Annotated in this window: 23 protein-coding genes; 16 read left to right on the forward strand and 7 right to left on the reverse strand. The window is 41.3% G+C overall.

The features are described from left to right. The first annotated feature begins 1 nt into the window (after position 1). From BM266_RS09355 to BM266_RS09385, 7 genes are all read left to right on the forward strand, one after another. Positions 2-1,258 carry a TolC family protein gene (locus tag BM266_RS09355; protein ID WP_093408752.1) on the forward strand — a complete coding sequence of 419 codons (1,257 nt, stop codon included), beginning with the start codon at positions 2-4 and terminating at the stop codon, positions 1,256-1,258. Beyond that, entirely contained in the window at positions 1,245-2,963 is a 1,719-nt protein-coding gene (locus tag BM266_RS09360; protein WP_093408754.1) for an efflux RND transporter periplasmic adaptor subunit, read from the forward strand. The genes BM266_RS09355 and BM266_RS09360 overlap by 14 nt, the downstream gene beginning before the upstream one ends. Before the next feature lie 125 nt (positions 2,964-3,088). Further along, on the forward strand, positions 3,089-3,796 hold the full coding sequence (locus tag BM266_RS09365; protein ID WP_093408757.1) for a PepSY domain-containing protein: 708 nt from the start codon (positions 3,089-3,091) through the stop codon (positions 3,794-3,796). Between the two features lie 39 nt (positions 3,797-3,835). Next, positions 3,836-4,423 (forward strand): DUF3347 domain-containing protein, encoded by a 588-nt coding sequence (locus BM266_RS09370; protein ID WP_093408759.1) that lies wholly within the window; start codon positions 3,836-3,838, stop codon positions 4,421-4,423. Between the two features lie 63 nt (positions 4,424-4,486). Next, positions 4,487-5,053 (forward strand): helix-turn-helix domain-containing protein, encoded by a 567-nt coding sequence (locus BM266_RS09375; RefSeq protein WP_245760415.1) that lies wholly within the window; start codon positions 4,487-4,489, stop codon positions 5,051-5,053. A 215-nt stretch (positions 5,054-5,268) separates the two neighbouring features. After that, positions 5,269-5,589 (forward strand): four-helix bundle copper-binding protein, encoded by a 321-nt coding sequence (locus BM266_RS09380; RefSeq protein ID WP_093408763.1) that lies wholly within the window; start codon positions 5,269-5,271, stop codon positions 5,587-5,589. A 55-nt stretch (positions 5,590-5,644) separates the two neighbouring features. After that, entirely contained in the window at positions 5,645-8,557 is a 2,913-nt protein-coding gene (locus BM266_RS09385) for a heavy metal translocating P-type ATPase (protein ID WP_139220617.1), read from the forward strand. Between the two features lie 105 nt (positions 8,558-8,662). On the opposite strand, the gene BM266_RS09390 is transcribed toward BM266_RS09385, so the two are convergent. Both BM266_RS09390 and gldJ read right to left on the reverse strand, forming a co-directional pair. Then, complete coding sequence (locus BM266_RS09390; protein ID WP_093408765.1) at positions 8,663-9,949, reverse strand: UDP-N-acetylmuramoyl-tripeptide--D-alanyl-D-alanine ligase; 1,287 nt, start codon at positions 9,947-9,949, stop codon at positions 8,663-8,665. Between the two features lie 67 nt (positions 9,950-10,016). Further along, on the reverse strand, positions 10,017-11,711 hold the full coding sequence (gene gldJ / locus BM266_RS09395) for a gliding motility lipoprotein GldJ (RefSeq protein ID WP_093408850.1): 1,695 nt from the start codon (positions 11,709-11,711) through the stop codon (positions 10,017-10,019). A 420-nt stretch (positions 11,712-12,131) separates the two neighbouring features. Here gldJ and porV point away from each other — a divergent pair, with 420 nt between their 5' ends. From porV to BM266_RS09440, 9 genes are all read left to right on the forward strand, one after another. Then, positions 12,132-13,286 carry a type IX secretion system outer membrane channel protein PorV gene (gene porV, locus BM266_RS09400; protein ID WP_093408767.1) on the forward strand — a complete coding sequence of 385 codons (1,155 nt, stop codon included), beginning with the start codon at positions 12,132-12,134 and terminating at the stop codon, positions 13,284-13,286. Between the two features lie 125 nt (positions 13,287-13,411). Then, positions 13,412-13,894 (forward strand): cytidine deaminase, encoded by a 483-nt coding sequence (gene cdd, locus BM266_RS09405; RefSeq protein WP_093408770.1) that lies wholly within the window; start codon positions 13,412-13,414, stop codon positions 13,892-13,894. A gap of 109 nt (positions 13,895-14,003) precedes the next feature. Next, positions 14,004-15,005, forward strand: a complete 1,002-nt coding sequence (gene pdhA / locus BM266_RS09410; protein WP_093408772.1) for a pyruvate dehydrogenase (acetyl-transferring) E1 component subunit alpha — start codon at positions 14,004-14,006, stop codon at positions 15,003-15,005. A 3-nt stretch (positions 15,006-15,008) separates the two neighbouring features. Beyond that, entirely contained in the window at positions 15,009-16,646 is a 1,638-nt protein-coding gene (locus BM266_RS09415; protein WP_093408774.1) for a pyruvate dehydrogenase complex dihydrolipoamide acetyltransferase, read from the forward strand. A gap of 69 nt (positions 16,647-16,715) precedes the next feature. Beyond that, a complete protein-coding gene (locus BM266_RS09420; RefSeq protein WP_093408776.1) occupies positions 16,716-17,690 on the forward strand; it encodes a M20/M25/M40 family metallo-hydrolase in 975 nt (324 codons plus the stop codon). Next, entirely contained in the window at positions 17,687-18,367 is a 681-nt protein-coding gene (locus tag BM266_RS09425; protein WP_093408778.1) for an SDR family NAD(P)-dependent oxidoreductase, read from the forward strand. Before BM266_RS09420 ends, BM266_RS09425 begins: the two co-directional genes overlap by 4 nt. A 6-nt stretch (positions 18,368-18,373) precedes the next feature. Then, positions 18,374-18,973 (forward strand): SprT-like domain-containing protein, encoded by a 600-nt coding sequence (locus tag BM266_RS09430; RefSeq protein WP_093408781.1) that lies wholly within the window; start codon positions 18,374-18,376, stop codon positions 18,971-18,973. Between the two features lie 3 nt (positions 18,974-18,976). Then, positions 18,977-20,059, forward strand: a complete 1,083-nt coding sequence (locus BM266_RS09435; RefSeq protein WP_093408784.1) for a mannose-1-phosphate guanylyltransferase — start codon at positions 18,977-18,979, stop codon at positions 20,057-20,059. Between the two features lie 4 nt (positions 20,060-20,063). After that, positions 20,064-21,485 (forward strand): DUF389 domain-containing protein, encoded by a 1,422-nt coding sequence (locus tag BM266_RS09440; RefSeq protein WP_093408786.1) that lies wholly within the window; start codon positions 20,064-20,066, stop codon positions 21,483-21,485. Here the strand turns inward: BM266_RS09440 and BM266_RS09445 are convergent. From BM266_RS09445 to BM266_RS09465, 5 genes are all read right to left on the reverse strand, one after another. Then, on the reverse strand, positions 21,482-22,246 hold the full coding sequence (locus BM266_RS09445) for an ABC transporter ATP-binding protein (RefSeq protein ID WP_093408789.1): 765 nt from the start codon (positions 22,244-22,246) through the stop codon (positions 21,482-21,484). The genes BM266_RS09440 and BM266_RS09445 overlap by 4 nt on opposite strands. Positions 22,247-22,249: 3 nt before the next feature. Beyond that, on the reverse strand, positions 22,250-22,987 hold the full coding sequence (locus BM266_RS09450; RefSeq protein WP_093408792.1) for an MlaE family ABC transporter permease: 738 nt from the start codon (positions 22,985-22,987) through the stop codon (positions 22,250-22,252). A gap of 107 nt (positions 22,988-23,094) precedes the next feature. Next, on the reverse strand, positions 23,095-23,958 hold the full coding sequence (locus tag BM266_RS09455; RefSeq protein ID WP_093408794.1) for a glycosyltransferase family 2 protein: 864 nt from the start codon (positions 23,956-23,958) through the stop codon (positions 23,095-23,097). Positions 23,959-24,009: 51 nt separating this feature from the next. Further along, the gene (locus BM266_RS09460; RefSeq protein WP_093408797.1) at positions 24,010-24,531 is read right to left on the reverse strand and encodes a class I SAM-dependent methyltransferase; all 522 of its coding nucleotides are present in this window, start codon (positions 24,529-24,531) and stop codon (positions 24,010-24,012) included. A gap of 1 nt (position 24,532) precedes the next feature. Continuing rightward, positions 24,533-25,591 carry a 3-oxoacyl-ACP synthase III family protein gene (locus BM266_RS09465; protein WP_093408799.1) on the reverse strand — a complete coding sequence of 353 codons (1,059 nt, stop codon included), beginning with the start codon at positions 25,589-25,591 and terminating at the stop codon, positions 24,533-24,535. Positions 25,592-25,621 lie beyond the last annotated feature (30 nt).

Here is a 25,621-nt window from a genome sequence, read left to right on the forward strand (position 1 = left end):
GATGAAAAACGCACTAAAAATAATACTGACATTTCTGGTCCTTTTCTTCGGAAATAAGACTCAGTCGCAGGAACTTGAAACCTATCTCAGGATCGCCGCGGAAAACAACCCGAAACTGCAGTCGGCGTACACTCAATTTGAAGCTGCCTTGCTGCAATCGCCGCAGGTAGCTTCCCTTCCCGATCCCACGCTTACGGTAAGTGCTTTCGGAAGGATGATAGAAACCCGGTTGGGAGCACAGGAAGCCCGGTTTAACCTGATGCAGATGTTTCCCTGGTTTGGAACCTTAAAAGCCAAAGCACAGGCAGCCGATTTGATGGCCGAAGCCCGTTTTCAGGAATATCTGGCGATGCGCGGGGACCTGTTTTATGAGGTGAAAAAGGCTTATGCAGAACTTTATGAACTGGAAAAAACTATTGAACTCAAAGAAGAGAACCTGGAAATCCTGGATTCGTACCGTGAACTTTCGCTGAGTAAATTCAGAAGTGGAAGCTCTTCGATGGTTAATGTGGTGCGGGTCGATATCATACGTGAGGAGGCTATTACCGAAATTGAGCTTGAACACGATGCTTTGGAAAGTTTGAAGAAACAATTTAATTATTTGCTGAATCGGAAACCCAAGGCGGCTGTAAGTATTCAGGATACTTTGGTGCTAAATGCACTGGGAGCTACTGAAATGGAAGAAATAGATTTTGACGCCCACCCTGAACTGGCCCGATACGATAGTGAGCTCGAAGCTTATCAGAGCCGAGCTGAAATTGCCCAAAAGGAAGGTCTGCCAATGTTGGGTCTGGGGGTGGATTATTCAATTATCTCAAAGCGTACCGATGCCAATCCCGAAATGAACGGTCAGGATGCTATTATGCCAATGTTCTCGGTAAGCTTACCTATTTTCAGAAAAAAATATAAAGCCGCTGAAAGGGAAGCTGAACTAATGCAAACAGCCGCTATACAAAACCGGGAAGCTCGCGAAAATGAACTGCTGGGTATTTATGAACAAACCCGTTACGAACAGAATAAGGCACAGAAACTCTTGGACCTGTACGACAGGCAGATCATCAGCTCCAACCAGGCTAATAACTTACTGGTATCGGGCTTTGGTAATAACACCGAAGATTTTGAGGAAGTACTTCGGATGAATCAGGATATTTTAATGCTGAATACCCAAAAACTCGCCGCTTTGAAAAACGGATTTATCGCCCAGGCGAAACTGGAATATTTGGCAACTAAAACAGAAAATTACGATGAAAACAAATAATATACTTAAAGCAATAGGAATTCTCGTTATCGGGATCCTACTGGGGTGGGCTATCTTTGGTGGTGGCAGTGATGATGCCGCTGAACACGATCACACTGAAGCGGGCGCAGAAACCATTTGGACCTGCTCTATGCATCCATCTGTTAGACAAAGTGAACCCGGAGCCTGTCCGATTTGCGGGATGGACCTAATTCCACTTGAGGAGGAAGAAACTTCCACTGATCCTAACGTCTACACGATGAGCGAGAATGCGCTGAAACTTGCCAATGTGAGCACTATGAAAGTAGGGAAGAGCGAAGCTTCCCGGGAGTTAAGATTAAACGGAAAAGTTGAGGTCGATGAACGTAATGCCTATTCCCAGTCGACTCATATCCCTGGAAGAATTGAAGATCTACGGGTGAACTTTACCGGGGAAAAGGTTAATCGCGGCCAGACTCTTGGCGTAGTGTACAGTCCAGAGCTCGTTACCGCCCAGGAAGAATTGCTGCAGGCTTATTCGATAAGGGAGAGTCAACCTGATTTGTTTGAGGCGGCAAAAGAGAAATTGAGAAACTGGAAAATTGGAGAGAATCAGATCCAGCAAATCCTTTCTAATAGAAAAGCTATTGAACGCTTTCCTATTACGGCTGATGTAAATGGGATAGTGACTGAAAAAATGGTAGACCTTGGGGATTATGTGGAGCGCGGAATGCCAATTTACGAGATCTCAGATCTCTCTGAAGTTTGGGTAATGTTCGATCTTTACGAAAGCACTATGGGCTGGGTAAATGAAGGTAGTGAGGTAGAATACAGCATTCGTTCTCTGCCTGGAGAGACCTTTACGGGGAAGATCAGTTTTGTAGATCCCTTGCTGAATTCCCAAACCCGTGTGGCTACTGCCAGAGTTGAGGTAGATAATAGTACCGGGAGATTAAAACCGGGAATGTTCGCCTCCGGATTGGTTAAAAATAATATCGGGGAAGCCGGCAGTAATGAGATCGTGATTCCTAAGTCGGCGGCATTATGGACCGGGAAACGCAGTTTAGTATATATTAAGGAAGAAGCTGCAGGTGGAGCAGGTTTCAGAATTAGAAGAATCACTTTAGGCCCATCCTTAGGGGATGCCTATGTGGTAGAAGATGGATTGCAGGTAGGAGATGAGATCGTGGTTAACGGAACCTTTACTGTAGATGCTGCCGTGCAATTGGCCGGAAAACCCAGTATGATGAATCCCCCGGAAAATGAAGAAACTCCTGAGCCTGTTGGAGAGATTTTGCTTTCGGAAGAGGAAAAAACAAAGCTGCAACCGGTTTTCAGTAATTATTTAAGTTTGAAGGATGCCTTGGTCGAGGATGATTTTAAACTTGCTGAAAAAGAGGCGAAAGAACTTGAAGCTAGCCTTGAGCAGCTGGAAGTTTCTGAATTTGGAGCTTCAGCAGGAGCCGCACTGGAAAGCTATAAAATGCAGCTCGAAAATAATATGGAAAGCATCACTCCCGCAGAAGATATTTCAGCATTGAGAGAAAAATTTGATGAACTTTCAATAGTAATGATAAGAATGGCGCAAAGCTTTAAACCTTTTAGCGACAAACTCTATATACAACACTGCCCCATGGCAAATAGTGACAGAGGTGCCGATTGGTTAAGCCTTTCTGAAGAAATCGAGAATCCTTATTATGGTAGTGCCATGCTTACCTGTGGGGAAGTAACCGAAATTGTAGAATAAACAGTAATCTTTAATGATGGGGTGTCCGTCATTATTATGAATGGAGAAATGTTTTTGAATGTTGCCAGTATAGAGAAACTGGAAAAATAAAATTTGTATAAGTTTGTCGAATTAAAAGCCTAAAAGTGGTTAAACGGAAAACAGCCCTTAAACTAAGACAGGCCCACAGATACCTGGGACTTTTTATAGGAATTCAGTTCATTATGTGGACCGTTAGTGGAATGTATTTTAGCTGGACCGATCTTGATGAGATCCATGGAGATCATTTTAAAAAGGGAATTGTGGAAAATCCTGCATTTTCCGGTCTTCAGGGACCAGGACAAATGCTGTTTGAAACTCCGGTACGCTCTTTGGAGCTAAAAGATATAGGAGGTGAAGCCTTTTACTTAATTAATGGTAAAAGCTTGATTGATCCTAAAACGGGAGAGGAAAGACAGGAGATTACCCAAGAAGAAGCATTAAAAATTGCTAAAAAACATATGCGGGAAAACCTCGAGGTAGCCGGAGTGGAATTGGTCAATGAAACCGGAAAACACCACGAATACCGAAGTGGGGCCTTACCGGCTTATGTGATCTCCTACAAAGAACCGGATGATCTTAAGGCATATGTTTCGGTAAAGGATGCCACATTCAGATCGGTTCGCCACCGCGACTGGCGCTGGTTCGACTTTCTCTGGATGACCCACACAATGGATTATGAAGGGCGGGATGATTTTAATAACCTGGTGCTTCGCATATTTTCCCTGATGGGAGTAATAACAGTGCTAAGCGGTTTTGTGCTTTGGTACATTTCGTCACCGTCGGTAAGAAAACTTAAGAAACGATTTAAATAAGAGTAATTTTAAACACAAATAAGAATAAAAACAGAAACGATGAAAAAGAGTCTAAAAAAACTTATTATGCTTAGCCTGGTAGCCGGAGCGCTATCTATGACCTCATGCCGCGATGCCGAAGAAAAAAAGGATGAACCGGCAGAACCTATGCAAAATGAAATGCACCAGGAGGGCGAAACGGACGGTATGGATCATAGCAGCAACGAAATGAAAAAATATGAGGGCGAAGCTATGAACGCTGAATTCAAAGATGAGAATACTGCCAGAGCTTACGAGCTGTACGTGGAAATAAAGGATGCATTGGTGAATACAGATGCTGAAACCACCAAAACCAAGGCTGAGGAACTAAGCGAGGCCGGAGCAACAGAAGAGGTTACTGAAGCCGCGAAAAAGATCGCTTCCAGTGATGATGTAAACAAACAAAGAGAAGCATTTTCTGACCTTACCGTGGCTATGGAAAAGCAACTTGAAGGCGCCCTTGCTTCAGGAGAAATCTACAAGCAATACTGCCCGATGGCTTTTGAAGGAAAGGGAGATTACTGGCTTTCAAACTCAAAAGACATTTTTAATCCTTACTATGGTGACAAAATGTTAAAGTGCGGTAGAGTAGATGCTACCATAAAATAAGTATTTTATAATCCTTCAGGGTCTGAACAGGCCCTGAAGGTTTTCTCTAAATTCTTCAGAAATTTGAACAACAGGATTCTGCATATTAAAAATATGGTTTGTGCCCGTTGCCTGACGAGTGTAAAAAACCTACTTGAAGCTCAAAATCTGTCTTACAAGGATGTTAGCCTTGGCAGGATCGAGTTGAAGGAAGAGATTTCAGAGGAGCAGTTGAGTTTGCTGGAAAGCGAATTGAATAAAACCGGATTTGAACTGGTTATAGAACGTAGCGACAAGATCGTAAATGCTATTAAGGCGATTATTATTGAAATGGTTTATCATCGCAGTGATTTTGGAAACAAAAAGCTTTCGGAAATTTTAAGCGAGAGACTACATTACGATTACAGTCACCTAACCGGAATTTTTTCAAAAGCAGAGAATCAGAGTATTCAGAGTTTTCAGAATAAAATAAAAACCGAACGTATCAAGGAGCTACTTGAATACGACGAACTAAGCATAGCCGAAATTGCCGATGAAATGGGTTACGGCAGTGCCGCTTATCTTTCCACCTTCTTTAAGAAAGAAACCGGTTTAAAACCATCGGAATATAAACAGCGATACACCTCCCGAAATTCCCTGGATAGTATTTAAACTTCCAGTTTCAACCTGATGGAATTTTTTCAGGCTACTGATCTAATTCTTTCTCAATTCCATCGAAATAATAGATATAACTATTTTATATTCAGAATTATATATTTTATGTAACCGGGCTGATTTTCGATTTTCTTATAACTTCTTACCATAATTTTAAAACCTTTTACGGTTTTGGGTGGTTACCTTTGGTGTAAACCAATAAAAATGAAGTTATGAGAAATGAGAAGTTGATTCATGCATTGGGAAATTGCATAAACCACTGTAATTATTGCGCCGATGCGTGTCTGGATGAAGATGATGTGAAATTGATGGTTACCTGCATCAGGACCGATAAGGTTTGTGCTGAGGTTTGTTCGACCCTGAACCAGGTGTTGGCCACCAATTACAAGAATGTAGACGGATTGGTGAAATATTGCATCGAAGTTTGTAATGATTGTGCCGATGAATGCGGTAAGCACGAGCACGATCACTGTCAGGAATGTGCGGAAGCCTGCAGACATTGTGTAGAAGCTTGTCGGGCCTATCTGGCATAAACAAAGAAAAATAAAGACCCCGATGAAACGGGGTTTTTTTAAGCATAAAAATAATATGAAACACAGCTATAAAATAACAGGAATGACTTGCCTTGGTTGCAGGTCTCAGGTGGAGTCGACTCTTAGAAATGTAGAAGGCGTTAAAGATGCCTGGGTAGATCTCGAGGAACAAAAAGCAGAAATCGAGATGGAAAAGCATATACCAATTGAAGAATTCCAAAAAGCGCTTAAAAAGATTCCAGGAAATTATGGAATTAAGGCACCGGGCCCCATGGTTCATACTTATTCGGTAAGCGGGATGACCTGTAATGGCTGTCGTTCTCATGTCGAAGAAACCCTTAACAAAGTTGAAGGTGTTGAGGAAGTCAAAGTCGATTTGGAGAAAGCTGAAGCAGAAATTAGGATGAAGAAACACATTCCGCTTGAAAAATTTCAGAAAGCTTTAGAGGACGACGGTGGAAAGTATGGGATACACCCTCCCGGTCCTGTTACAAAGAAATTCTCGGTAAGCGGGATGACCTGCAACGGCTGTCGCTCTCACGTTGAGGAAACGCTTAACAAAGTTGAAGGTGTTGAGGAAGCAAAAGTCGATCTGGAGAAAGCCGAAGCAGAAATCAGGATGAAGAAGCACATTCCACTTAAGAAATTTCAGAAGGCCATGGAAGAAGATGGTGGTAACTATCAGATCCATCAGCTTGGTGATGAGGTTAAAACTGAAAATAAAAAACCTAAAGGCGGTGGTACAGGGGTTTATTACTGCCCAATGCATTGCGAAGGCGATAAAACTTACGACCAACCGGGAGACTGCCCGGTGTGTGGGATGGATCTTGTGGAAGAAGCCAGTCTAACCCCGGCCGCTACGCAGTATACCTGCCCTATGCATCCTGAAATTGTGGAAGATGAACCGGGCTCCTGTCCAAAGTGCGGGATGGAACTAGTGCCAATGGAACCGGAATCTTCGGAAAGTAAATCCTATAAAAAACTTCTGAAAAAATTCAAATTAGCGGTCGCCTTTACTTTGCCCATTTTTATTATCGCGATGTCTGAAATGATCCCGGACAATCCGCTTTATGATGTAATGGGAATGAAATACTGGAACTGGGTGCAGTTTGCACTTTCAATTCCGGTGGTTTTTTATGCCACCTGGATGTTTTTTGAAAGAGCCTACCGATCAATAAAGACCTGGAACCTTAACATGTTTACGCTTATTGGGATTGGAGCGGGAATAGCCTGGATCTTCAGCGTTTTTGGGCTCGTATTTCCCGGTTTCTTTCCTGAACAGTTTAAGACTGAAATGGGAACCGTGCACGTTTATTTTGAGGCTGCAACGGTGATCCTAACCCTGGTTTTGCTTGGGCAGGTTCTCGAAGCACGCGCTCATAGCAAGACGAATTCTGCGATTAAAGAATTGCTGAAGCTGGCTCCTAATAAGGCGATAAAGGTGGTTAACGGGGAAGAAAAAGAAGTCTCTATCAATGAGATACATTCAGGAGATATTTTAAGGGTTAAACCGGGCGATAAGATTCCGGTAGATGGAGTTATAGAAAAAGGAAATTCCAGCATTGATGAATCGATGATCACCGGGGAACCCATCCCTGTAGATAAAACTGAAGGTGATAAGGTGAGTTCGGGTACCATAAACGGCAACCGTAGTTTTACTATGAAAGCCGAAAAGGTGGGGGAGGAGACATTGCTCTCCCAGATAATTAAAATGGTGAATGATGCCAGCAGGTCTCAGGCACCTATTCAGAAACTAGCTGACAGGATTTCGGGTTATTTTGTACCGGTGGTGGTGATGATTTCCGTAATCACTTTTATTGTTTGGGCAATTTTCGGACCTGAACCTTCTTACGTATACGCGCTGGTAAATGCTATTGCGGTTCTAATCATTGCCTGTCCCTGTGCACTCGGTCTGGCCACTCCAATGTCGGTGATGGTAGGCGTTGGGAAAGGAGCCCAAAACGGGGTTTTGATCAAGAATGCCCGTGCTCTTGAACAAATGGATGATATCGATACTTTAATTATTGATAAAACCGGAACCATAACCGAAGGAAAACCCAAAGTTGAAAAGGTGGAGGTTACTTCAGAAGAAAACAAGGAAGAGATCATCAAACTAATCGCATCGGTAAATTCCCAGAGTGAACACCCATTAGCAAAAGCTACCGTTGATTTTGCCAGGGAAAAGGGATTGAAGTTCAGCGAAGCTACAGACTTTAATGCTTTTACCGGAAAGGGAGTTATCGGGATGGTTTCAGATAAAAAAGTCGCTATTGGGAATGATAAATTGATGCAGGCAGAGGATGTTCAGATTACTTCAGAAATTAAAGAAAAGGTTATTGCTGAACAGGAACAGGGTAAAACTGTGTCTTATGTTGCTGTGGATAGCAGAATTGTGGGATATTTAACGATTACCGACCCAATAAAGAAAACCAGTAGAGAAGCGTTGAAATCGTTAATGGATGATGGGGTTGAAGTCTTTATGTTCACCGGAGATAATAAAAAAACCGCAAAATCGGTTGCTGAAGAACTTGGTCTAAGTGGATTTAAAGCAGGAATGCTTCCGGAAGACAAACAAAATGAAATTAAGAAACTTCAGCAGCAGGGTAAAAAGGTTGCGATGGCAGGTGATGGAATAAACGATGCACCGGCCTTAGCTCAGGCTGATATCGGGATCGCGATGGGAACAGGAACCGATGTGGCTATTGAAAGTGCAGAGATCACTTTGGTTAAAGGGGATTTAAAATCTGTGAAAAAAGCCAAGACCCTAAGTAAAAAGGTGATGCGTAATATTAAAGAAAACCTGTTTTTCGCTCTTATCTATAATACGCTTGGGGTGCCTATTGCGGCAGGGGTTTTATTTCCGGTTTTCGGGCTTCTATTATCACCAATGATAGCGGCATTAGCTATGAGTTTTAGTTCTGTTTCGGTAATTGCGAATGCGCTGAGGCTGCGAACCACGAAAATTTAAATGGGTTTAGTAATTATCCTAAGATAAGATAGGGATTGAGTGCAGAGGGAGTTGTAGAAGCCGTTTGGCAAGGCTCCCTCTTTATATTATTGGGAAGTCAATCCTTTATAAGACTGCTACCAGATCCTCCAGGGCCATTGCCCGGGAACCTTTAATGAAAAAATTGCAATTCCTGAATTCGGTCATGCTGAAATGTTTTTTCAGATTTTCGGTATTTTCGAATTTTATGACCGTTGGAGTAGTGGTTTTGGTCTTTTTAAAATTTCTTCCTACAAGGTAAACTTCGTCGAACTGGCAGGATTCTGCGAGATCTACTATATCCTGATGTTCGATTTCAGAGGTAGAGCCCAGCTCCAGCATATCTCCAAGTACGACAATCTTTTGGCCTTTAACCTTCATTTGATCGAAGTTTTCTATTGACGCCCGCATACTTGTAGGATTGGCATTATAGGCATCCATAAAAAGTGTATTGCTGTCTTTTTTCAGGATCTGGGACCTATTGTTTTCGGGAGTATATTCTTCTATAGCTTCTTTAATCTCTTCCAACGGAACTTTAAAATAAAGCCCTATACAGAGGGCGGCCGCCATATTAAAGGCATTGTATGTCCCTGTTAATTTGCTTTTGAAATCGGTTTGATTAAAATGAAGTCTGGCGGTTTGGTCCCCTGAGATATAGGTCACCTGGACCTGTGGGGTTCGTCCGGTTCCAAAACTGAAATAGTGGTTGTAGGGAAGCTGGACTCGCTGGTTTTCATCATCCAGGTTTAAAAAGAGAAGTTTTTTATCTTTCTTCAAATAATTATATAACTCACTTTTGGCCTGAATAACTCCTTCCAGGCTGCCAAAACCTTCCAGATGTGCCTTCCCGAAATTGGTTATATAACCATAATCAGGCTTTGTGATACTGCAAAGAAATTCAATCTCCCCGGGGTGGTTTGCGCCCATTTCTACGATTCCCATCTGGGTATTTTCATCCATTTCAAGGAGGGTGAGCGGGACCCCAATATGGTTGTTGAGGTTTCCTTTTGTGGCTGCAGTCTTATATTTTTTAGTAAGTACCGCATGCACGAGTTCCTTGGTGGTTGTTTTTCCATTGCTGCCGGTTATGGCTATAATCGGGATATCGAGAAATTTTCGGTGGAAAGTAGCCAGATGTTGTAATGCTTCTAAGGTATCCTTTACCAGGATATATTTATCTGATTTGACTGCAAATTCCTTTTGGTCTACCACTACACAGGCTGCTCCTTTTTCAAGAGCCTCGGCGGCATAATGGTTACCATTGAAATTTTGGCCCTTCAGGGCAAAAAAGATACTTCCGGGAATTATCTTTCGGGTATCGGTACTAAAACCGCTACAAACTAGAAAACGTTGGTGGAGTTTGGCTATATTCATGAAATTAAAGCTAAAAAAAAGCCCTAAATAAATAGGGCTTTTTTAGAATATTTTAAAAGATTAAGGTTTAATTCCTCGCTTTCTTGTTTTTATCCTTGGATTTTGATCCTACTCTGGACATAGCATTTCTGAACCCAATATAGTCGGTAGCCATATCCTGTGGGAAGAATCGGCGTTGAGCCGGATCTAACCAGTAAGCTCGATCTCTCCAAGAGCCTCCTTTATAAACTCTAACTTCATCACTAATAAGTGTGGTGCGTTGCGCTGAATCGTAGCCTCTGTTTACTGCACCGGTACTGTCATCATAAGTGATATTATCGTAGGTGGGGGAATTGTACATTCTTTTTGACGGATCATCAATCTCCTGAAAAGGTTGAAAGTATCTTGAAGAACTCTTGTCTCCATCGCGGAAACTTCTTTGGTCACTATCGGTGTAATTCGTACGCATATAGGTGTCTTCTTCGGTAACCGGTGTCTGAAGGATTTCTCCAGGCAGGTTTCTAGCCACGATCTGTCCGTTGCTTAAGGTATCAAAACGTACATCTTCAGGAGTTACTATTTTCACGCTGCCATCTTCATTGATCTCGTGTTTGGTGTAAACGTTACCTCTGTAGTAGTTAAAATCATTGAATTCATCGTCTATAATTGGTCGGTAAACATCAGCAACCCATTCGGCTACGTTTCCGGCCATATCATAAAGTCCAAAATCGTTTGGCTCGTATGATTTGACTTCAGCAGTGATATCGGCGCCGTCATCACTCCAACCGGCAATTCCACCGTAATCTCCGTCCCCTTGCTTGAAGTTTGCTAACTGGTCTCCCTGTCTTTTTATATCTCCTGAACGGGTGTATTGCCCATCCCATGGATATTTTTTTCTTCCACGATAAACATTATAATCTCTAATGCCTACCAAACCTAAAGCAGCATATTCCCATTCAGCTTCAGTAGGCAGCCGGTATTCCGGCAGGATTATCCCGTCCTTTCGCTGAACAAAGGTTTGCCCGCCAATGGTATTGCCTTCAGCATCGGCTCTATCTTCGTTACGCTCAATCATTCGTTCTGATTCACGTCCTCCCTGGCTTATTTCTGTATTTCCGCCGTAAACCTGGCTGGGTGCATTAAGGTAGGTTTCAGTATTAAAGGTGGAACCGGCGTTCACATCGGTATATCTTGCATCCTCTTTGATGTAACCTTCCTCTTCCAGCATCAGTTCGTTAACCCTGTCGGTTCTCCATTTACTGAATTCAACGGCTTGGATCCAGCTAACACCTACTACCGGGTAATTGGCATAGGCCGGATGGCGCAGGTAATTGTTTACCATAGTCTCGTTAAAACCAAGACGGTTTCTCCATACCAAAGTATCTGGTAAGGCTCCTGAATATATATTTCTGTAGTTTTCTTCACTTGGGGGGAATACGTTTTTTAACCAATCGAGATATTCCATATACATCATATTGGTCACTTCGGTCTCATCCATGTAGAAAGACTGAACGTGTTGCTGGGTAGGGGTGTTGTTCCAATCATGCATCACATCATCCTGAACCCGTCCCATAGTATATGTTCCACCTTCAACAAAGACGAGGCCGGGACCGGTTTCCTGCTCCTTATAATCGGTTTTGTATTGGAAACCACCGTCTTTAGAGTTGATATCCCAACCGGTAGCCCGCGAATTATCCTTATAGTCCCGCGAATTGTTACAGCCTACAAAACTACCCGCTAAAGCGACAGCTATTAAGGCTTTTAAAGCAACATTAATTCTCATATTAATCATCTCTTTTTGGTAGAAATTTAGGCTTTGCAATATAGTAATTAACGATAAATGTACAAGATTATTTTATTTTAATCAGAATACCTCAAAATCTTATAAGTCCCTGATGTTGTTGAGTCTTTGCTGTTTTTTATTAACCGGCCCGTAAGCTTAATGTTAAGAGGCTTCAGCACTTCGGGTGGGGTAAAATTAGTGGTTTTTTACCGAAGCTTCTTAGAAAGAATAAAAATATACCTGCAATCCTTCTTAATAATACAATAATTATCTGTAATTTAAGTTATTATTACTTACCGGTGCCCAATGATTTCCCCAAGGCTATCTACAATGGATATAAGCTTATGATGTATATTTTAGTGCTAAGGCACTTTCTTAACGAGAATATTAATATATATTTGTTAATCATTAATTAATGTGATGAGAAAAATTACAATCTTACTGCTTGGGGTCTTTCTTGGAATTAACTATTCTGCCACCGCGCAGGATGAAGAGAGGGATAGAGTAATTACTACTGCAGTTCCGTTCTTAATGGTAGCTGCTGATGCTCGCGCCGCAGGGATGGGTGACCAGGGAGTCGCTACTTCTCCCGATGTATTCTCCCAACAATGGAATCCGGCCAAGTATGCTTTTGCTTCTTCTGAACATGGAGTTGGAGTTTCCTACACCCCTTATCTAAGCGATATCGTTAATGATATTTTCCTTGGAAATATAAATTACTTTAACCGTATTAATGAAAGAAGTGCTTTTGGTGCAAGCCTGCGCTATTTCAGTCTGGGTTCGATAGAAACACGAGGTACCAGAGAACAGGAGCCTCTTTTGGTAAATCCTAATGAGCTTACTTTTGACCTTTCCTATGCACTAAGGCTTAGTGATCATTTTTCTATGGCTGTAGCCGGGCGTTACTTGCATTCGGATCTCGGATTGCAGGATGAAGCCGATCTTGGTGCAGCCAATAGTTTTGGGGTTGATGTCGCAGCATATTTCCGAAGTAATCAGGTAACCTACACCGCTTTCGATGGGCGATGGAAGGCGGGAGCTAATATTTCTAATATAGGGCCTAAGATGAAGTATGATGATGCCGGGCAGGAAAACTTTATCCCTACTAATTTTAAAGTAGGAGGAGGTTTCGATTTTATTTTTGATATGGAAAACCGCTTAGGAACTTATGTAGAGTTCAACAAATTGCTGGTTCCTACTCCTCAGGATTTCAATGATGACGGAACCATAAACGCTGAAGATGATGCCGAATACAATAATATTGGGGCCATAGAAGGAATATTTAAATCTTTTGGGGATGCTCCCGGAGGCTTTGGCGAAGAAATGAGAGAGGTAACCTGGGCACTGGGTGCAGAATATCTTTTTCGTGATGCATTTGCTTTTAGAGCTGGATATTTTAATGAAAGTGAGACCAAGGGATCCCGGCGGTTTCTTTCTTTTGGTGCCGGTTTTGCCTATGAGAAGGTAAATGTGGATATTTCATATCTCTTCTCGACATCTAAAGTACAAAGCCCTTTAGAGGGGACTTTAAGGTTTGGCCTTACTTTTAATTTTGGGGAACAATATTCTTTTTAAAAAGATCCCGACCTGACAATTTCAAAAAAGTATCATGTTTTACATTTGATACTTTTTTTAGTTACAATTCCCTTGTTTGAGTAAATAATCAGGGTGTTATTTTTTAAAGCTTCAAATAAAATTAAATGAAAACCTTCAATATATCTGCTGAATTTGAAATTTTCGATTCATTTGAAGAATTGCCTGATAATATAGGCGAATTGATGAAAAAAACCTTTGAGGCCAGGGATAAGGCCTATGCACCATACTCCAGGTTCCAGGTTGGTGCCGCTTTGTTGTTGGATAACGGAGAGATTATTACCGGAAGCAATCAGGAAAATGCCTCTTATCCTTCTGGCCTATGTGCCGAGCGTACCGCCGTTTTTTATGCAGGAGCTAAATTTCCCGAGGCCAGGATAGAATGCATAGCAGTTTCGGCTACTTCCCTGAAGAGACCGGTAACTTCTCCGGTGCCTCCTTGTGGAGCTTGCCGGCAGGCTCTCGTGGAATACGAGGTAAAACAAAAAACAGATATGGAAGTTTATTTTATGGGGGAATCCGGGGCCATAGTGAAGGCTAAATCTGTAAAAGATTTGCTTCCGCTCATTTTTGATAATTCCTACTTATAACGTTTTCGTGATTTTTGGGTTAAAACTGTTTTCCATTCTTGTTGAAAATAGTATTTTTGTTACCCGCTTGGCAAACCCTATCTGTCTGGCCTAAAATTAATAGAGTTAAATGAAGAAAATAACAAAAGCCACATACCTAAAGTGGTACGAGGATATGCTGTTTTGGCGCAAATTTGAAGATAAGCTTGCGCAGGTTTATATTCAGCAAAAAGTGAGAGGTTTTTTACATCTTTATAACGGCCAGGAAGCTATTTTGGCCGGAGCCTTACATGTAATGGACCTGGAGAAGGATAAGATGATCACCGCCTATCGTAACCATGTGCAACCCATTGGAATGGGGGTGGATCCAAAAAGGGTTATGGCCGAACTTTATGGAAAAGCTACTGGGACATCTCAGGGACTTGGTGGCTCTATGCATATTTTCTCTAAAGAACATAGGTTCTATGGGGGGCACGGAATTGTAGGAGGGCAAATACCTCTTGGTGCCGGGTTGGCTTTTGCCGATAAATATTTTAAGCGCAATGCTGTGACCCTTACTTTCCTTGGAGATGGAGCAGCACGGCAGGGTTCACTTCATGAAACTCTTAATATGGCGGTAAAATGGAATCTTCCGGTGGTTTTTTGTGTGGAGAATAACGGGTACGCTATGGGAACTTCTGTTGCCAGAACTTCCAAGAGTCTTGATATCTGGAGGCTCGGTAATGCATACGAGATGCCTTGTGGACCAGTAGATGCTATGAACCCGATTAAGGTTGCTGAAGCACTTGATGAAGCAATTAAAAGAGCCAGAAAAGGTGATGGACCTACCTTTCTAGAGTTAAAAACATACCGTTATCGCGGTCACTCAATGAGTGATGCTCAAAAATACCGTACCAAAGAAGAAGTTGCAGAATACCAGAATATAGATCCTATCACCCAGGTGTTGGATGTGATTAAGGAAAAGAAATATGCTTCAGAAGACGAAATAAAAGCCATCAATAAGCGCGTGAAGGACAAGGTGTCAGAATGCGAGAAATTCGCTGAAGATTCTGATTGGCCGGAGAAAAACGTAATGTATGATGTAGTATACGAGCAGAAAGACTATCCGTTTTTAGCACATAAACCCGAATAAATTATGGCAGAAGTAATTAACATGCCGCGTTTGAGCGATACCATGGAAGAAGGCGTGGTAGCAAAGTGGTTGAAGAAAAAAGGAGATAAAGTAGAAGAGGGGGACATCCTTGCAGAAATCGAAACCGATAAGGCAACGATGGAATTTGAATCCTTTCATGAAGGTACGCTTTTGCATATTGGAATTGAAGAAGGTGAAACCGCTCCAGTAGATACACTTTTAGCGATTATTGGAGAAGAAGGCGAAGATATTTCTGACCTGCTTGAAGGTGGAAGCTCAGAATCTGATAAGGCTGATTCTGATGAAAAAGAAGATACTTCTGATGAAAAAGAAGAAAGCGAAAACGGAAGTGATGATAATGATATCCCGGAAGGGGTAGAAGTGATCACCATGCCAAGGCTTAGCGATACTATGGAAGAAGGTACCGTTGCTTCCTGGATTAAGAAAGAAGGAGATAAGGTAGAAGAGGGGGATATCCTGGCCGAGATCGAAACCGATAAGGCTACAATGGAATTTGAGTCCTTTTATACGGGTACTTTGCTTAAAATAGGCATTCAGGAAGGAGAAACAGCCAAAGTTGATAGCCTTTTGGCTATCATAGGCCCTGAAGGGACAGATGTTTCAGGTATTTCTACCGGTGATACTGAAAATAAAACTTCTGCTAAGAAAGAAGATAAATCAGAAGAGAAGAAAGAGAAAAAAGAGGAGAAATCTTCAGAAAAAACTTCCGGAAAATCTGAGGATAAGAAATCTTCAGGAAGAATATTTGTTTCTCCACTTGCCAAAAAAATGGCTGAGGATAAAGGCATAGATCTTTCGGAGGTCCAGGGAAGCGGAGAAAACGGACGAATCGTGAAAAGGGATATTGAAGACTTCAAACCTTCAGAAAAACCTGCAAAAGCTGAGGCTCCTGCTGAGAAGAAACCGGCAGCAGCACAAACTTATGTGCCCGCAGGAGAAGAAAGCTTCGAGGAGATTAAAAACTCACAAATGCGTAAGACTATCGCCAAACGCCTGGGAGAGTCTAAATTTAATGCCCCTCATTATTACCTGACTATCGAGGTAGACATGGCAAATGCTATGGCTTCGCGTAAGCAGATTAATAATATGCCAGATGTTAAAGTAAGCTTTAACGATATGGTTATTAAGGCCAGTGCTATGGCCCTGCGTAAGCATCCGCGGGTGAATAGCCAGTGGACGGGTGATGCTACTAAGATCGCTAAACACATCCATATGGGAGTGGCCGTAGCGGTTGAAGAAGGTCTTGTTGTTCCTGTTCTTAAATTTGCGGACCAGATGTCTATGACACAAATTGGTGGCAATGTAAAGACCCTTGCGGGGAAAGCCCGTGATAAGAAACTTCAGCCAGACGAGATGGAGGGAAGTACCTTCACAGTTTCTAATCTTGGAATGTTTGGGATCGTAGAATTTACCAGTATCATCAACCAACCTAATTCGGCTATTCTATCGGTTGGAACCATCGTGGAAAAACCGGTTGTTAGAAACGGACAGATCGTTGTTGGAAATACTATGAAGCTAACCCTGGCCTGTGACCACCGAACAGTAGATGGTGCTACCGGGGCCGCATTCCTGGAAACCCTCAAAACTTATTTGGAAAATCCGGTGACTATGCTGGCCTAATGGTCTAATCATCGTATTCTATAACTATAAAATCCCGCTTAATTGCGGGATTTTTTTATCTTTAGCCTTATGAGAAAATTTTTACTTTTTTTAGGAGTAATAGCGGGTTTAACCGTTTTTGGATGCCAGGGAACAGCCCAAACGGCAAGTCCAGAAAAGCAAACTGAAACCGAAGATACAACTGAAGATCCCGTAGAATCTTTGTTACGCTACCTTGCATCTGATGAATTGAGAGGCCGTGAAACCGGTACTGAAGGAATTAATCTTGCCGCCAGCAGGATAGAAACCATCTTCCAGGATCACAATGTACAGCCTTACTATGAATCTTATCGTGATACCTTCCAGGTTGAAGATCGAATTGCTTATAATGTAGTTGGTTTTGTAGAGGGATCAGATCCTGTCCTGAAAGATGAGATTATCATTATTGGTGCACATTACGATCATATTGGGGAAGGAAAAGAGGTAAACGGCGACATCATTGCTAATGGCGCAAATGACAATGCAGCCGGAACAGTTGCTGTTGTAGAACTCGCTAAGCATTTTGCTGAAATTAGGGACAATAAAAGAAGCCTGATGTTTATGCTTTTTTCTGCGGAAGAAAAGGGCCTTCAGGGTTCTAAATATGCTGCTGAAAAACTGAAAAAAGATGGAATAAATCCGTATACGGTGCTCACCTTTGAAATGATTGGAGTGCCCATGGAAGATAAGGATTATCTGGCCTATTTAACCGGCTATGAAACCTCCAACCTTGCTGAAAAATTCAATGAGTATTCGGAAGAAGAGGTTCTGGGATATCTTCCGCAAGCCGAGGAATACAGGTTATTTCAGCGTAGCGATAATTTTCCGTTTTATAAGGAATTTAAAATTCCTGCACAGACTATCAGTACCTTTGATTTTACGAATTACGAATATTATCATCACGTTTCCGATGAAGCCGGAAACCTGGATTTTGTGCATATGAAAGACCTGATAGATAAAGTGAAGCCGGGGATTTATAAAATGGCAAATACTCAGGAAAAAGAAATAAAACTAAACAAGGAATGAAGCAGGTTGTAATAACTGGTACAAGCAGAGGAATTGGTTTTGAACTGGTAAAGCTTTTTGCTGAAGCCGGGCACAAGGTTCTGGCCTTATCAAGAAATGAAATGCCTGTGTTGGATCTTAAGCTTGAAAACGTTCATAGTCTTTCCTGTGATATTTCAGAATCTTCCGGTTTGGATAAAGCAGGAGATTATTTAAAAAACAATGCTGATAGCGTTGATATTCTCATAAATAATGCCGGAGCTTTGATTAATAAAGCCTTTGAGGATATAAGCCTTGAAGAATTTGAGAAGATTTATAAAACGAATGTAATGGGTGTAGTAGGTTTAACCCAAAAGCTGCTGCCATTTTTTCACAAGAACTCCCATGTAGTAAATATTAGCACAATGGGAGGAGTACAGGGTAGCGTGAAATTCCCGGGACTTTCTGCTTACAGTTCCAGTAAAGCTGCGGTAATTACATTAACCGAATTGCTCGCGGAAGAATTCAAGGAAACCGGGCCTTCGTTTAATGTGCTCGCTTTAGGAGCGGTGCAAACCGAAATGCTGGAAGAAGCCTTCCCGGGATATAAGGCTCCGCTTTCGGCTAAAGAAATGGCGCAATATATAATGGACTTCAGTTTAACCGGAAATAAATATTATAACGGAAAATTGCTGCAGGTCTCTAATAGCACTCCATAAAATTTAATGAAGCAAATCCTTGAGAAATATTTACCTGTGCAGGCCATACCTGCTGTTTTTAGCCTCATCAGGGAGAATAATGTTCATTTAAAAATTGTTAATGAGCGCAAGACGCGACACGGCGATTACAGGCGGATGCCCAATGGTTCACAACAAATTACCGTGAATGCCAATTTGAATAAATACCGGTTCCTTATAACGCTGGTTCATGAAATATCACATTTATTGGCTTTTGAAAAATATGGCAGGACTATTAAACCTCATGGGATTGAATGGAAATCTACCTTCAGGGAACTAATGTTGCCCTTTATAAGGCCGGAGGTTTTTCCTCAGCGTCTTTTGCCGGTTATTGCGAGTCATTTCCGGAATCCGCGTGCCAGTAGTGATACCGATGCGAGACTTTCGGTGGCATTAAAAAGTTTTGACCCTGAAAACGATAAAAATTATATTTTTGAAATTCCAACCGGTGGGATTTTCAGAATTTATAATGGGAAGACCTTTAAAAAAGGCCACAGGCGGATTAAAAGGTATGAATGTTTGGAAATTAATACAGGTAGAATCTATTTGTTTCAACCTAATGCTGAAGTAGAATTATTAAAGGCCTGATGTATGAAGAATAAAAATTATTATGCGATTCTAATGGCCGGGGGAGTGGGTTCCCGATTCTGGCCTGCGAGTACTCAGGCTAATCCAAAACAGTTTCAGGATATTCTTGGCTCCGGGAAAAGTCTTATCCAAACCACTTTTGGACGCCTATCCAAAATTATTCCGCAGGAAAATATATATATCCTTACCAATAAGGATTATACAAACCTGGTTAAAGAACACCTGCCACAGGTGAAGGAAGAACAGATAGTTCCCGAGCCTGCTATGAGAAATACGGCCCCAAGTATTTTGCTGGGTGCTCTAAAAATCAGAAAAAAAAATAAAGATGCGCTTATTCTGGTAGCCCCAAGCGACCACTGGATTGATGATGATTTGGATTTTTCTGAAAATGTGGAAGCCGGATTTAACGCAGTTGCTGAAGATGATAAACTTATAACCCTGGGTATAAGTCCTCATTTTCCTAATACCGGTTACGGTTATATTAAATATAATCCCGAAGAGGCCACAAGGCTCTCCAGAGTAGAGGATTTTACTGAAAAACCTAATTTTAAAAAAGCAGAAGAGTTTTTGAAAAGTGGTAATTATCTATGGAATGCCGGGATATTTATCTGGAGCGCAGCCTTCATTATCGATTCTTTCGAAAAGTACCTTCCCGAGATGTACCGACTTTTTGAAAAAGGAGATCGACTCTGGAATACGGGTAAAGAAGGGGAATTTCTTGAAAAGAACTATGGACTGGCCGATAATATTTCAATTGATTATGGCATCCTGGAAAAATCAGACAAAGTTTTTGTGATTCCGGTGGATTTTAAATGGAACGATCTGGGTACCTGGGGAAGTCTGGAGCGAGAACTTCCGCAAGATGAATTAAAAAATACTGTAGTGAATTCCAGATTGCTGCCCCTGGATTCTTCAGGAAATATAGTAAGTACTCAAAGCGGGAAGGTTGTGGTGCTCGATGGAATCCATGATTATATAATTGTGGAGACTTCTGAAGTTTTATTACTGCTTCCTAAGAATAAAGAACAATCAATAAAAGAGCTCAGGGATAAAGTTCAGGAGCGTTTTGGAAATAACTTAGGCTGATTACATGGATAACAATCAACCCGGTAACGATAAGGCTCATGTAACCGAATTGCGGAAAAACGCACATGGTTTCTTTGAGAATTTGAAAATATTCATCCGGGATCTTCTGGAGATCCGGGATGATACCGATAGGGAGTCTACCGTCGAAGCCGTTAAAAAGGATATTTCTTTCAAAGGGCATAATGCCTGGATTCTCATCTTTTCCATATTTGTAGCTTCAGTTGGGCTTAACGTGAGCAGCACCGCGGTGGTGATTGGAGCGATGTTGATCTCACCTTTAATGGGACCCATTGTTGGGGTAGGCATGTCGGTTGCTATAAATGATGTTATTACCCTTCGGAAATCTTTTGTTAACCTTGGTGTAATGGTTGGTTTGAGTGTGCTCACAGCATATATTTATTTTCTTATTTCGCCCGTCAAAGAAGAAACTCCTGAGCTTATTGCCCGTACTTATCCTACCATTTTGGATGTGTTGGTTGCTATTTTTGGTGGTTTGGCCTTAATAGTGGCTAAAACCAAAAAAGGAACCATTGCCAGTGTGATCCTTGGGGTTGCTATTGCTACTGCGCTTATGCCACCCTTATGTACAGTAGGATATGGGCTGGCTATTGCCAATTGGTCTTACGCAGGGGGAGCCTTATATTTATTTTCAATAAATGCCGTCTTCATTGCTCTTTCAACCTTCGTAGTGACAAAGCTTTTAGGTTTTCCCCTGGTTAAATATGCCAATAGCCGAAAGCGTCGGCGTACTGCCCAGATTGCTTCAACAATCGCGATAATTGTTATGATTCCCAGTGTGATCCTCTTTGTAAATCTGCTGCAAAAGCAACTTTTTGAATCTAAATCAAGAGAGTTTATTAACGAAGTGGTTCGTTACAGTGGAGCTGAGACCATTAAATTTACGCAGGATTATCAGGAAAAGACCATTGATGTTTACCTTATAGGGCAAAGGGTGCCTCAAGGAACTATTGAAACCTGGAAGGAGCAAATGGGAAGCGTGGAAGCTCTTAAGGAATCTGAATTAATCGTGCACCAGGGAGAAAGAGGTGGAGATATAAACGAGCTAAGTAGCCAGGTTCGAAGTGGAATTCTGGAAGATCTCTACGTTCGTAACCAGGAGATTATTGAAGATAAGGATGCCCGAATTGTGCTTTTGGAAAATGAACTCAGTAAATTCCGGGGAGATAACTTCTCATTTCCCGATTTAAGTAAAGAAATAAGGATCAATTACAGCGAAATTCAGGAGCTTGGTTATTCTAATCTCATCTCTACAAATTTCGATAAAACCGATACGATTCCCACTTTTACAGTAACCTGGGATCCGGGTATTTCGGCTGCAAAAAGAAATCAAGAAAAAGAAAAATTTGAATCCTGGCTAAAAGTGAGGCTAAAGCTGGATACCCTGGCGGTGAAAACAGTGAATTAAAGTCCTTTTAACTGGGCGGTTCTGACCTTTTTAAAGAGATTAGAAGAATAAATAAAATCGGTTACTGTTTCGTCCTCGGTTTTAAATACCTGATCCTTATCACCTTTCCAGGCTAAGACTCCGTCTTTCAAAAAAGCTATATTTTCACCTATTTCGAGTACAGAGTTCATATCGTGGGTAATAATCACCGTGGTGATGTCATATTCCCGGGTGATTTCCTGGATAAGATTATCTATAACCGTAGCTGTTTTTGGGTCAAGCCCTGAGTTTGGTTCATCACAGAACAAGTATTTGGGACGGTTTACAATTGCCCGGGCGATGGAAACCCGTTTCTGCATCCCTCCACTAATTTCTGAGGGATATTTTTTTTCACTGCCATCAAGATTTACGCGCTTTAGTACTTCGTTAACCCGCGTCATTAACTTGCTCCTGCTTTGTTTAGTGAACATGCGTAAGGGGAAAAGCACATTCTCTTCAACGGTCATCGAATCAAAAAGAGCCCCGCCCTGAAAAACCATTCCTATTTGCTTACTAAGGTCTTTCTTTTCATCTTCACTAAATTCTGTATAGGGTTTGCCATCATATTCAATTACCCCTTGATCCGGGAGGAAAAGACCCAGCATGCATTTCAGTAAAACACTTTTACCCGAGCCTGACTGGCCAATGATTAAGTTGGTTTTCCCACGTTCAAAGACAAAATCTATTCCCTTTAAAACTTCTTCCCCGTCAAAGGCTTTATGTATATTCTTAACTTCTATCATCGCCTAACTTAATAATAATTGGGTTACTATATAATTGGTTACAATAATCACCACACTCGTCCATACGAAGGAGGTGGTACTGGCCTGGCCTACTTCTAAGGCTCCGCCTTTCATATAATAGCCGTGATAAGCCGGGACCGTGGCGAGGATGAAGGCAAATAAAAATGTTTTTACAAAAGCATAAGTGAGATGAAATGGATCAAAATCATCCTGAAGCCCTTCTATGAAAGCATCTGGACCTACAAAGCCTCCCAGAACCGCAGCAGTATAGGCCCCAACAATTCCAAGAAACATTGCGATAGCGATAACAAACGGATAAGTGAGCATCGCGATCACTTTTGGAAAAATCAGGTAATTCAGGGAGTTAATTCCCATTACTTCCAGGGCATCTATTTGTTCGGTAACGTTCATAGACCCAATACTGGAAGTGATATAAGACCCTACTTTCCCCGCCATAATAATGGAGATGAAAGTTGGAGCAAACTCAAGAATCACCGATTGCCTTGCAGCATATGCTACCAGTGTCTTTGGGATTAATGGATTGGTGAGATTGAGAGCGGTTTGAATTGCGACTACACCTCCTATGAAAAAGGAAAGGAAAGCTACGATTCCGAGAGAGCTTATAATAAGATCGTCTATTTCCTTAAAAATAAGGTCTTTAAGAACCGATCTTTTGGTCATCCGGCCAAAAACCCCTTTCAGCATTAAGAAATATTCTCCAATGGAGTGCAAATAGTTCATTCACCAGTTTTTGTAAAGCTAAAATAGTAAAAAATCAGTCCAAAGTATTTAACGTAGAATTAAACTTTAGCTGTGGAAGTATAGTATATTTAAGGTACTCCAAAAAATTATAAAATGGAAAATAACTTACTGCGCATCTTTTCCCAGCGCAGTTTTCTTATAAAACTGCCTTCTTCTTCATTTACAAGAAAAGGCCGTTTTTCTTTTTTAGCCTTGAAAAAACCTTGCATATAATCGCTGAAAAAGGAGAGTTCTCCTTTTTTTAGAGCGAGTTTTGCGGAAGCTATCACACTTATTATAAAACCATAACGCAGCCTGTAGAAGGCTTCACCCTGTTTGTATTTTGAAGATTTATTATAGTTTTTTCCGGTGGGTTTAAGATGTTTTACCAATAGGCTGTCGTCGGTTTTTATTTTCCAACCATAGTATTGTGCCAGCAGCTCGTCTAATGTGTCCCATCCCATTGCAGGTTTTAGTCCGTCTAAATCCTTGAAACAGGCTTTCCTGTAAGTTTTTAATGCACCGCGAATATGATCTTTTCCGGTGAGGTTTTCCAGGATCCATTCTCCGTGCTTCTCTATAACGCAGAATCCACCAACCATCCCGATTTTGGGATCTTCCTGAAAATGTTTTGTAATGACCTCCAGGTAGTTTTTCGGGAAAATTAGATCTGCATCAAATTTACAGATAAGCTCGTAATCTTCATCAAGGCTTTCCAAGCCTTTATTAAAAGCATTTATCACTTTGCTTCCCGGCAGGTGAATTTTTTCTCTGTCTGAAGGATTTTTTATCAGCGATATTTCGGGATATTTTGAAGCGAATTCTGCTACAATATTCGGAGTATTATCAGTAGATCCATCATCCACAACTACTATTCTATTTGCCTTAGAAGTTTGGTCGATTAAAGACTGAAGGGTTTCGCCAATAAAACCGGCTTCGTTATATGCGGGAATGATAATGTAAATTTTCAAATGCTGAAATTTAAAAGTTGCTGCTATTAAACTCCAAAAGAATAATTTCGCTTAGGTTCTTTCAGCATAAATGGCATAGTATCTTGGAGTAAAATATCTTAGAACAGGCCTAAATCCCAATTTGTTAACCGGATTCGTCCATTTTTTTCTGCTTTTAATGGTCCAGCCGGCCTTTTCCAAAAGCCAGTCAAATTGCCAATCTTCAAATTCGTGAAAATGCCGGTCGCGCATATCGGTTTTACTCCGGTATGCACTGGAAAACCATAGTTTAAGAGGGACAGTCGCCACTAATTTATTAGCCTTAATGTTTGCTAAAACATTGTATGGTGCCACTAAATGTTCAAAAATTTCAAAAGCCGTAACTACATTATATGTTGAAGTTTGCACCGCCTCAGTATTAAGATCCAGATCTTCACCGGAAGTATTATCCACCTTAAAATTCCGCTCCCGCATCATTTTACTAAACGGATTTTCTACCCCTAGATCCAGTATTCTATCTGAAGGATCAATGTGAGCTTCCAAAAATTCCATCGTTTTTTTATAACGTTTATTAGGGAAGCTATTTTCGTACATTTTAGTATTGGTATACGATGGCGTTGATATTCATCCCGGCTCCTACACTGGCAAACATCACCACATCACCTTTATTGAGATTTTGATCGGCGATTTTACCTTTGCGGACGAGGTCAAGAAGTGTTGGCACTGTAGCCACACTACTGTTTCCTAATTCCTGGATAGTCATCGGCATTATATGATCTGGCACAGGTTCTTTGTGTATTTTGTAGAAACGCTTGATTATGGCATCATCCATCTTCTCGTTGGCCTGATGTATAAATATTTTTTTAAGGTCTTTTATATCTTTACCACTTTTTTCAAGACAGGATTTCATCGCTGCAGGAACGTGACTCAAGGCGAATTCATAGATCTTGCGACCATTCATTTTAATATATCTTGTTTCATCAGTAGCCTCGGCATTGTTTGATTTGCCGAAGAAAATATAATTGGCTTCACTAAAACTATGGGTAGCAGATTCATGGGAAAGAATTCCACCTTCCTCTTCAGTGGCTTCCAGAACCGCAGCTCCGGCTCCATCTGAAAATATCATAGAATCCCTGTCGTGATGGTCTACCACACGGGATAAAGCTTCGGCACCAATAACCAGGCATTTTTTAGCCATCCCTGCCTTGATAAAAGCCTGGGCCTGTATCATTCCTTCGATCCAGCCCGGACATCCGAAAAGAACATCATAGCCAACACACTTAGGATTTTTGATACGTAAATTATATTTAACTCTGGTGGCAAGGCTTGGCACCGTATCGCTTTGAGGGTTTTTAAACTTAACATCACCATAGTTATGGGCAACGATTATGTAGTCTAAAGTTTCCGGATCGGTTTTAGCATCTTCCAAAGCCCTTTGAGCCGCTAGTGTCGCTATATCCGAGGTATTCAGATTGTCTTCGACATACCTTCTTTCCTCAATTCCCGTGATTGCTTTGAATTTTTCAATCGTGGTTTTATTATCATGCGGAAAACCAGAACCATCAGTATTCAAAAACTCATGCTCTTGAAAATCGGCATTCTTGGTGATTATGTTAGGAATATAACTTCCTGTGCCGCTTATTTTTATATTCATATGTCCGGGGCTTATCGGTTTAAAAACTAA

It is taken from the genome of Salegentibacter flavus (assembly GCF_900115145.1).
Taxonomy (GTDB): Bacteria; Bacteroidota; Bacteroidia; order Flavobacteriales; family Flavobacteriaceae; genus Salegentibacter; species Salegentibacter flavus.

Excerpts from the sequence above, each read along its gene's own strand:
- BM266_RS09355 (WP_093408752.1), top strand. The coding sequence starts at position 2 with ATGAAAAACGCACTAAAAATAATACTGACATTTCTGGTCCTTTTCTTC.
- BM266_RS09360 (WP_093408754.1), top strand. The coding sequence starts at position 1,245 with ATGAAAACAAATAATATACTTAAAGCAATAGGAATTCTCGTTATCGGG.
- BM266_RS09370 (WP_093408759.1), top strand. The coding sequence starts at position 3,836 with ATGAAAAAGAGTCTAAAAAAACTTATTATGCTTAGCCTGGTAGCCGGA.
- BM266_RS09380 (WP_093408763.1), top strand. The coding sequence starts at position 5,269 with ATGAGAAATGAGAAGTTGATTCATGCATTGGGAAATTGCATAAACCAC.
- BM266_RS09385 (WP_139220617.1), top strand. The coding sequence starts at position 5,645 with ATGAAACACAGCTATAAAATAACAGGAATGACTTGCCTTGGTTGCAGG.
- BM266_RS09390 (WP_093408765.1), bottom strand. The coding sequence starts at position 9,949 with ATGAATATAGCCAAACTCCACCAACGTTTTCTAGTTTGTAGCGGTTTT.
- gldJ (WP_093408850.1), bottom strand. The coding sequence starts at position 11,711 with ATGAGAATTAATGTTGCTTTAAAAGCCTTAATAGCTGTCGCTTTAGCG.
- porV (WP_093408767.1), top strand. The coding sequence starts at position 12,132 with ATGAGAAAAATTACAATCTTACTGCTTGGGGTCTTTCTTGGAATTAAC.
- cdd (WP_093408770.1), top strand. The coding sequence starts at position 13,412 with ATGAAAACCTTCAATATATCTGCTGAATTTGAAATTTTCGATTCATTT.
- pdhA (WP_093408772.1), top strand. The coding sequence starts at position 14,004 with ATGAAGAAAATAACAAAAGCCACATACCTAAAGTGGTACGAGGATATG.
- BM266_RS09415 (WP_093408774.1), top strand. The coding sequence starts at position 15,009 with ATGGCAGAAGTAATTAACATGCCGCGTTTGAGCGATACCATGGAAGAA.
- BM266_RS09420 (WP_093408776.1), top strand. The coding sequence starts at position 16,716 with ATGAGAAAATTTTTACTTTTTTTAGGAGTAATAGCGGGTTTAACCGTT.
- BM266_RS09425 (WP_093408778.1), top strand. The coding sequence starts at position 17,687 with ATGAAGCAGGTTGTAATAACTGGTACAAGCAGAGGAATTGGTTTTGAA.
- BM266_RS09430 (WP_093408781.1), top strand. The coding sequence starts at position 18,374 with ATGAAGCAAATCCTTGAGAAATATTTACCTGTGCAGGCCATACCTGCT.
- BM266_RS09435 (WP_093408784.1), top strand. The coding sequence starts at position 18,977 with ATGAAGAATAAAAATTATTATGCGATTCTAATGGCCGGGGGAGTGGGT.
- BM266_RS09440 (WP_093408786.1), top strand. The coding sequence starts at position 20,064 with ATGGATAACAATCAACCCGGTAACGATAAGGCTCATGTAACCGAATTG.
- BM266_RS09445 (WP_093408789.1), bottom strand. The coding sequence starts at position 22,246 with ATGATAGAAGTTAAGAATATACATAAAGCCTTTGACGGGGAAGAAGTT.
- BM266_RS09450 (WP_093408792.1), bottom strand. The coding sequence starts at position 22,987 with ATGAACTATTTGCACTCCATTGGAGAATATTTCTTAATGCTGAAAGGG.
- BM266_RS09460 (WP_093408797.1), bottom strand. The coding sequence starts at position 24,531 with ATGTACGAAAATAGCTTCCCTAATAAACGTTATAAAAAAACGATGGAA.
- BM266_RS09465 (WP_093408799.1), bottom strand. The coding sequence starts at position 25,591 with ATGAATATAAAAATAAGCGGCACAGGAAGTTATATTCCTAACATAATC.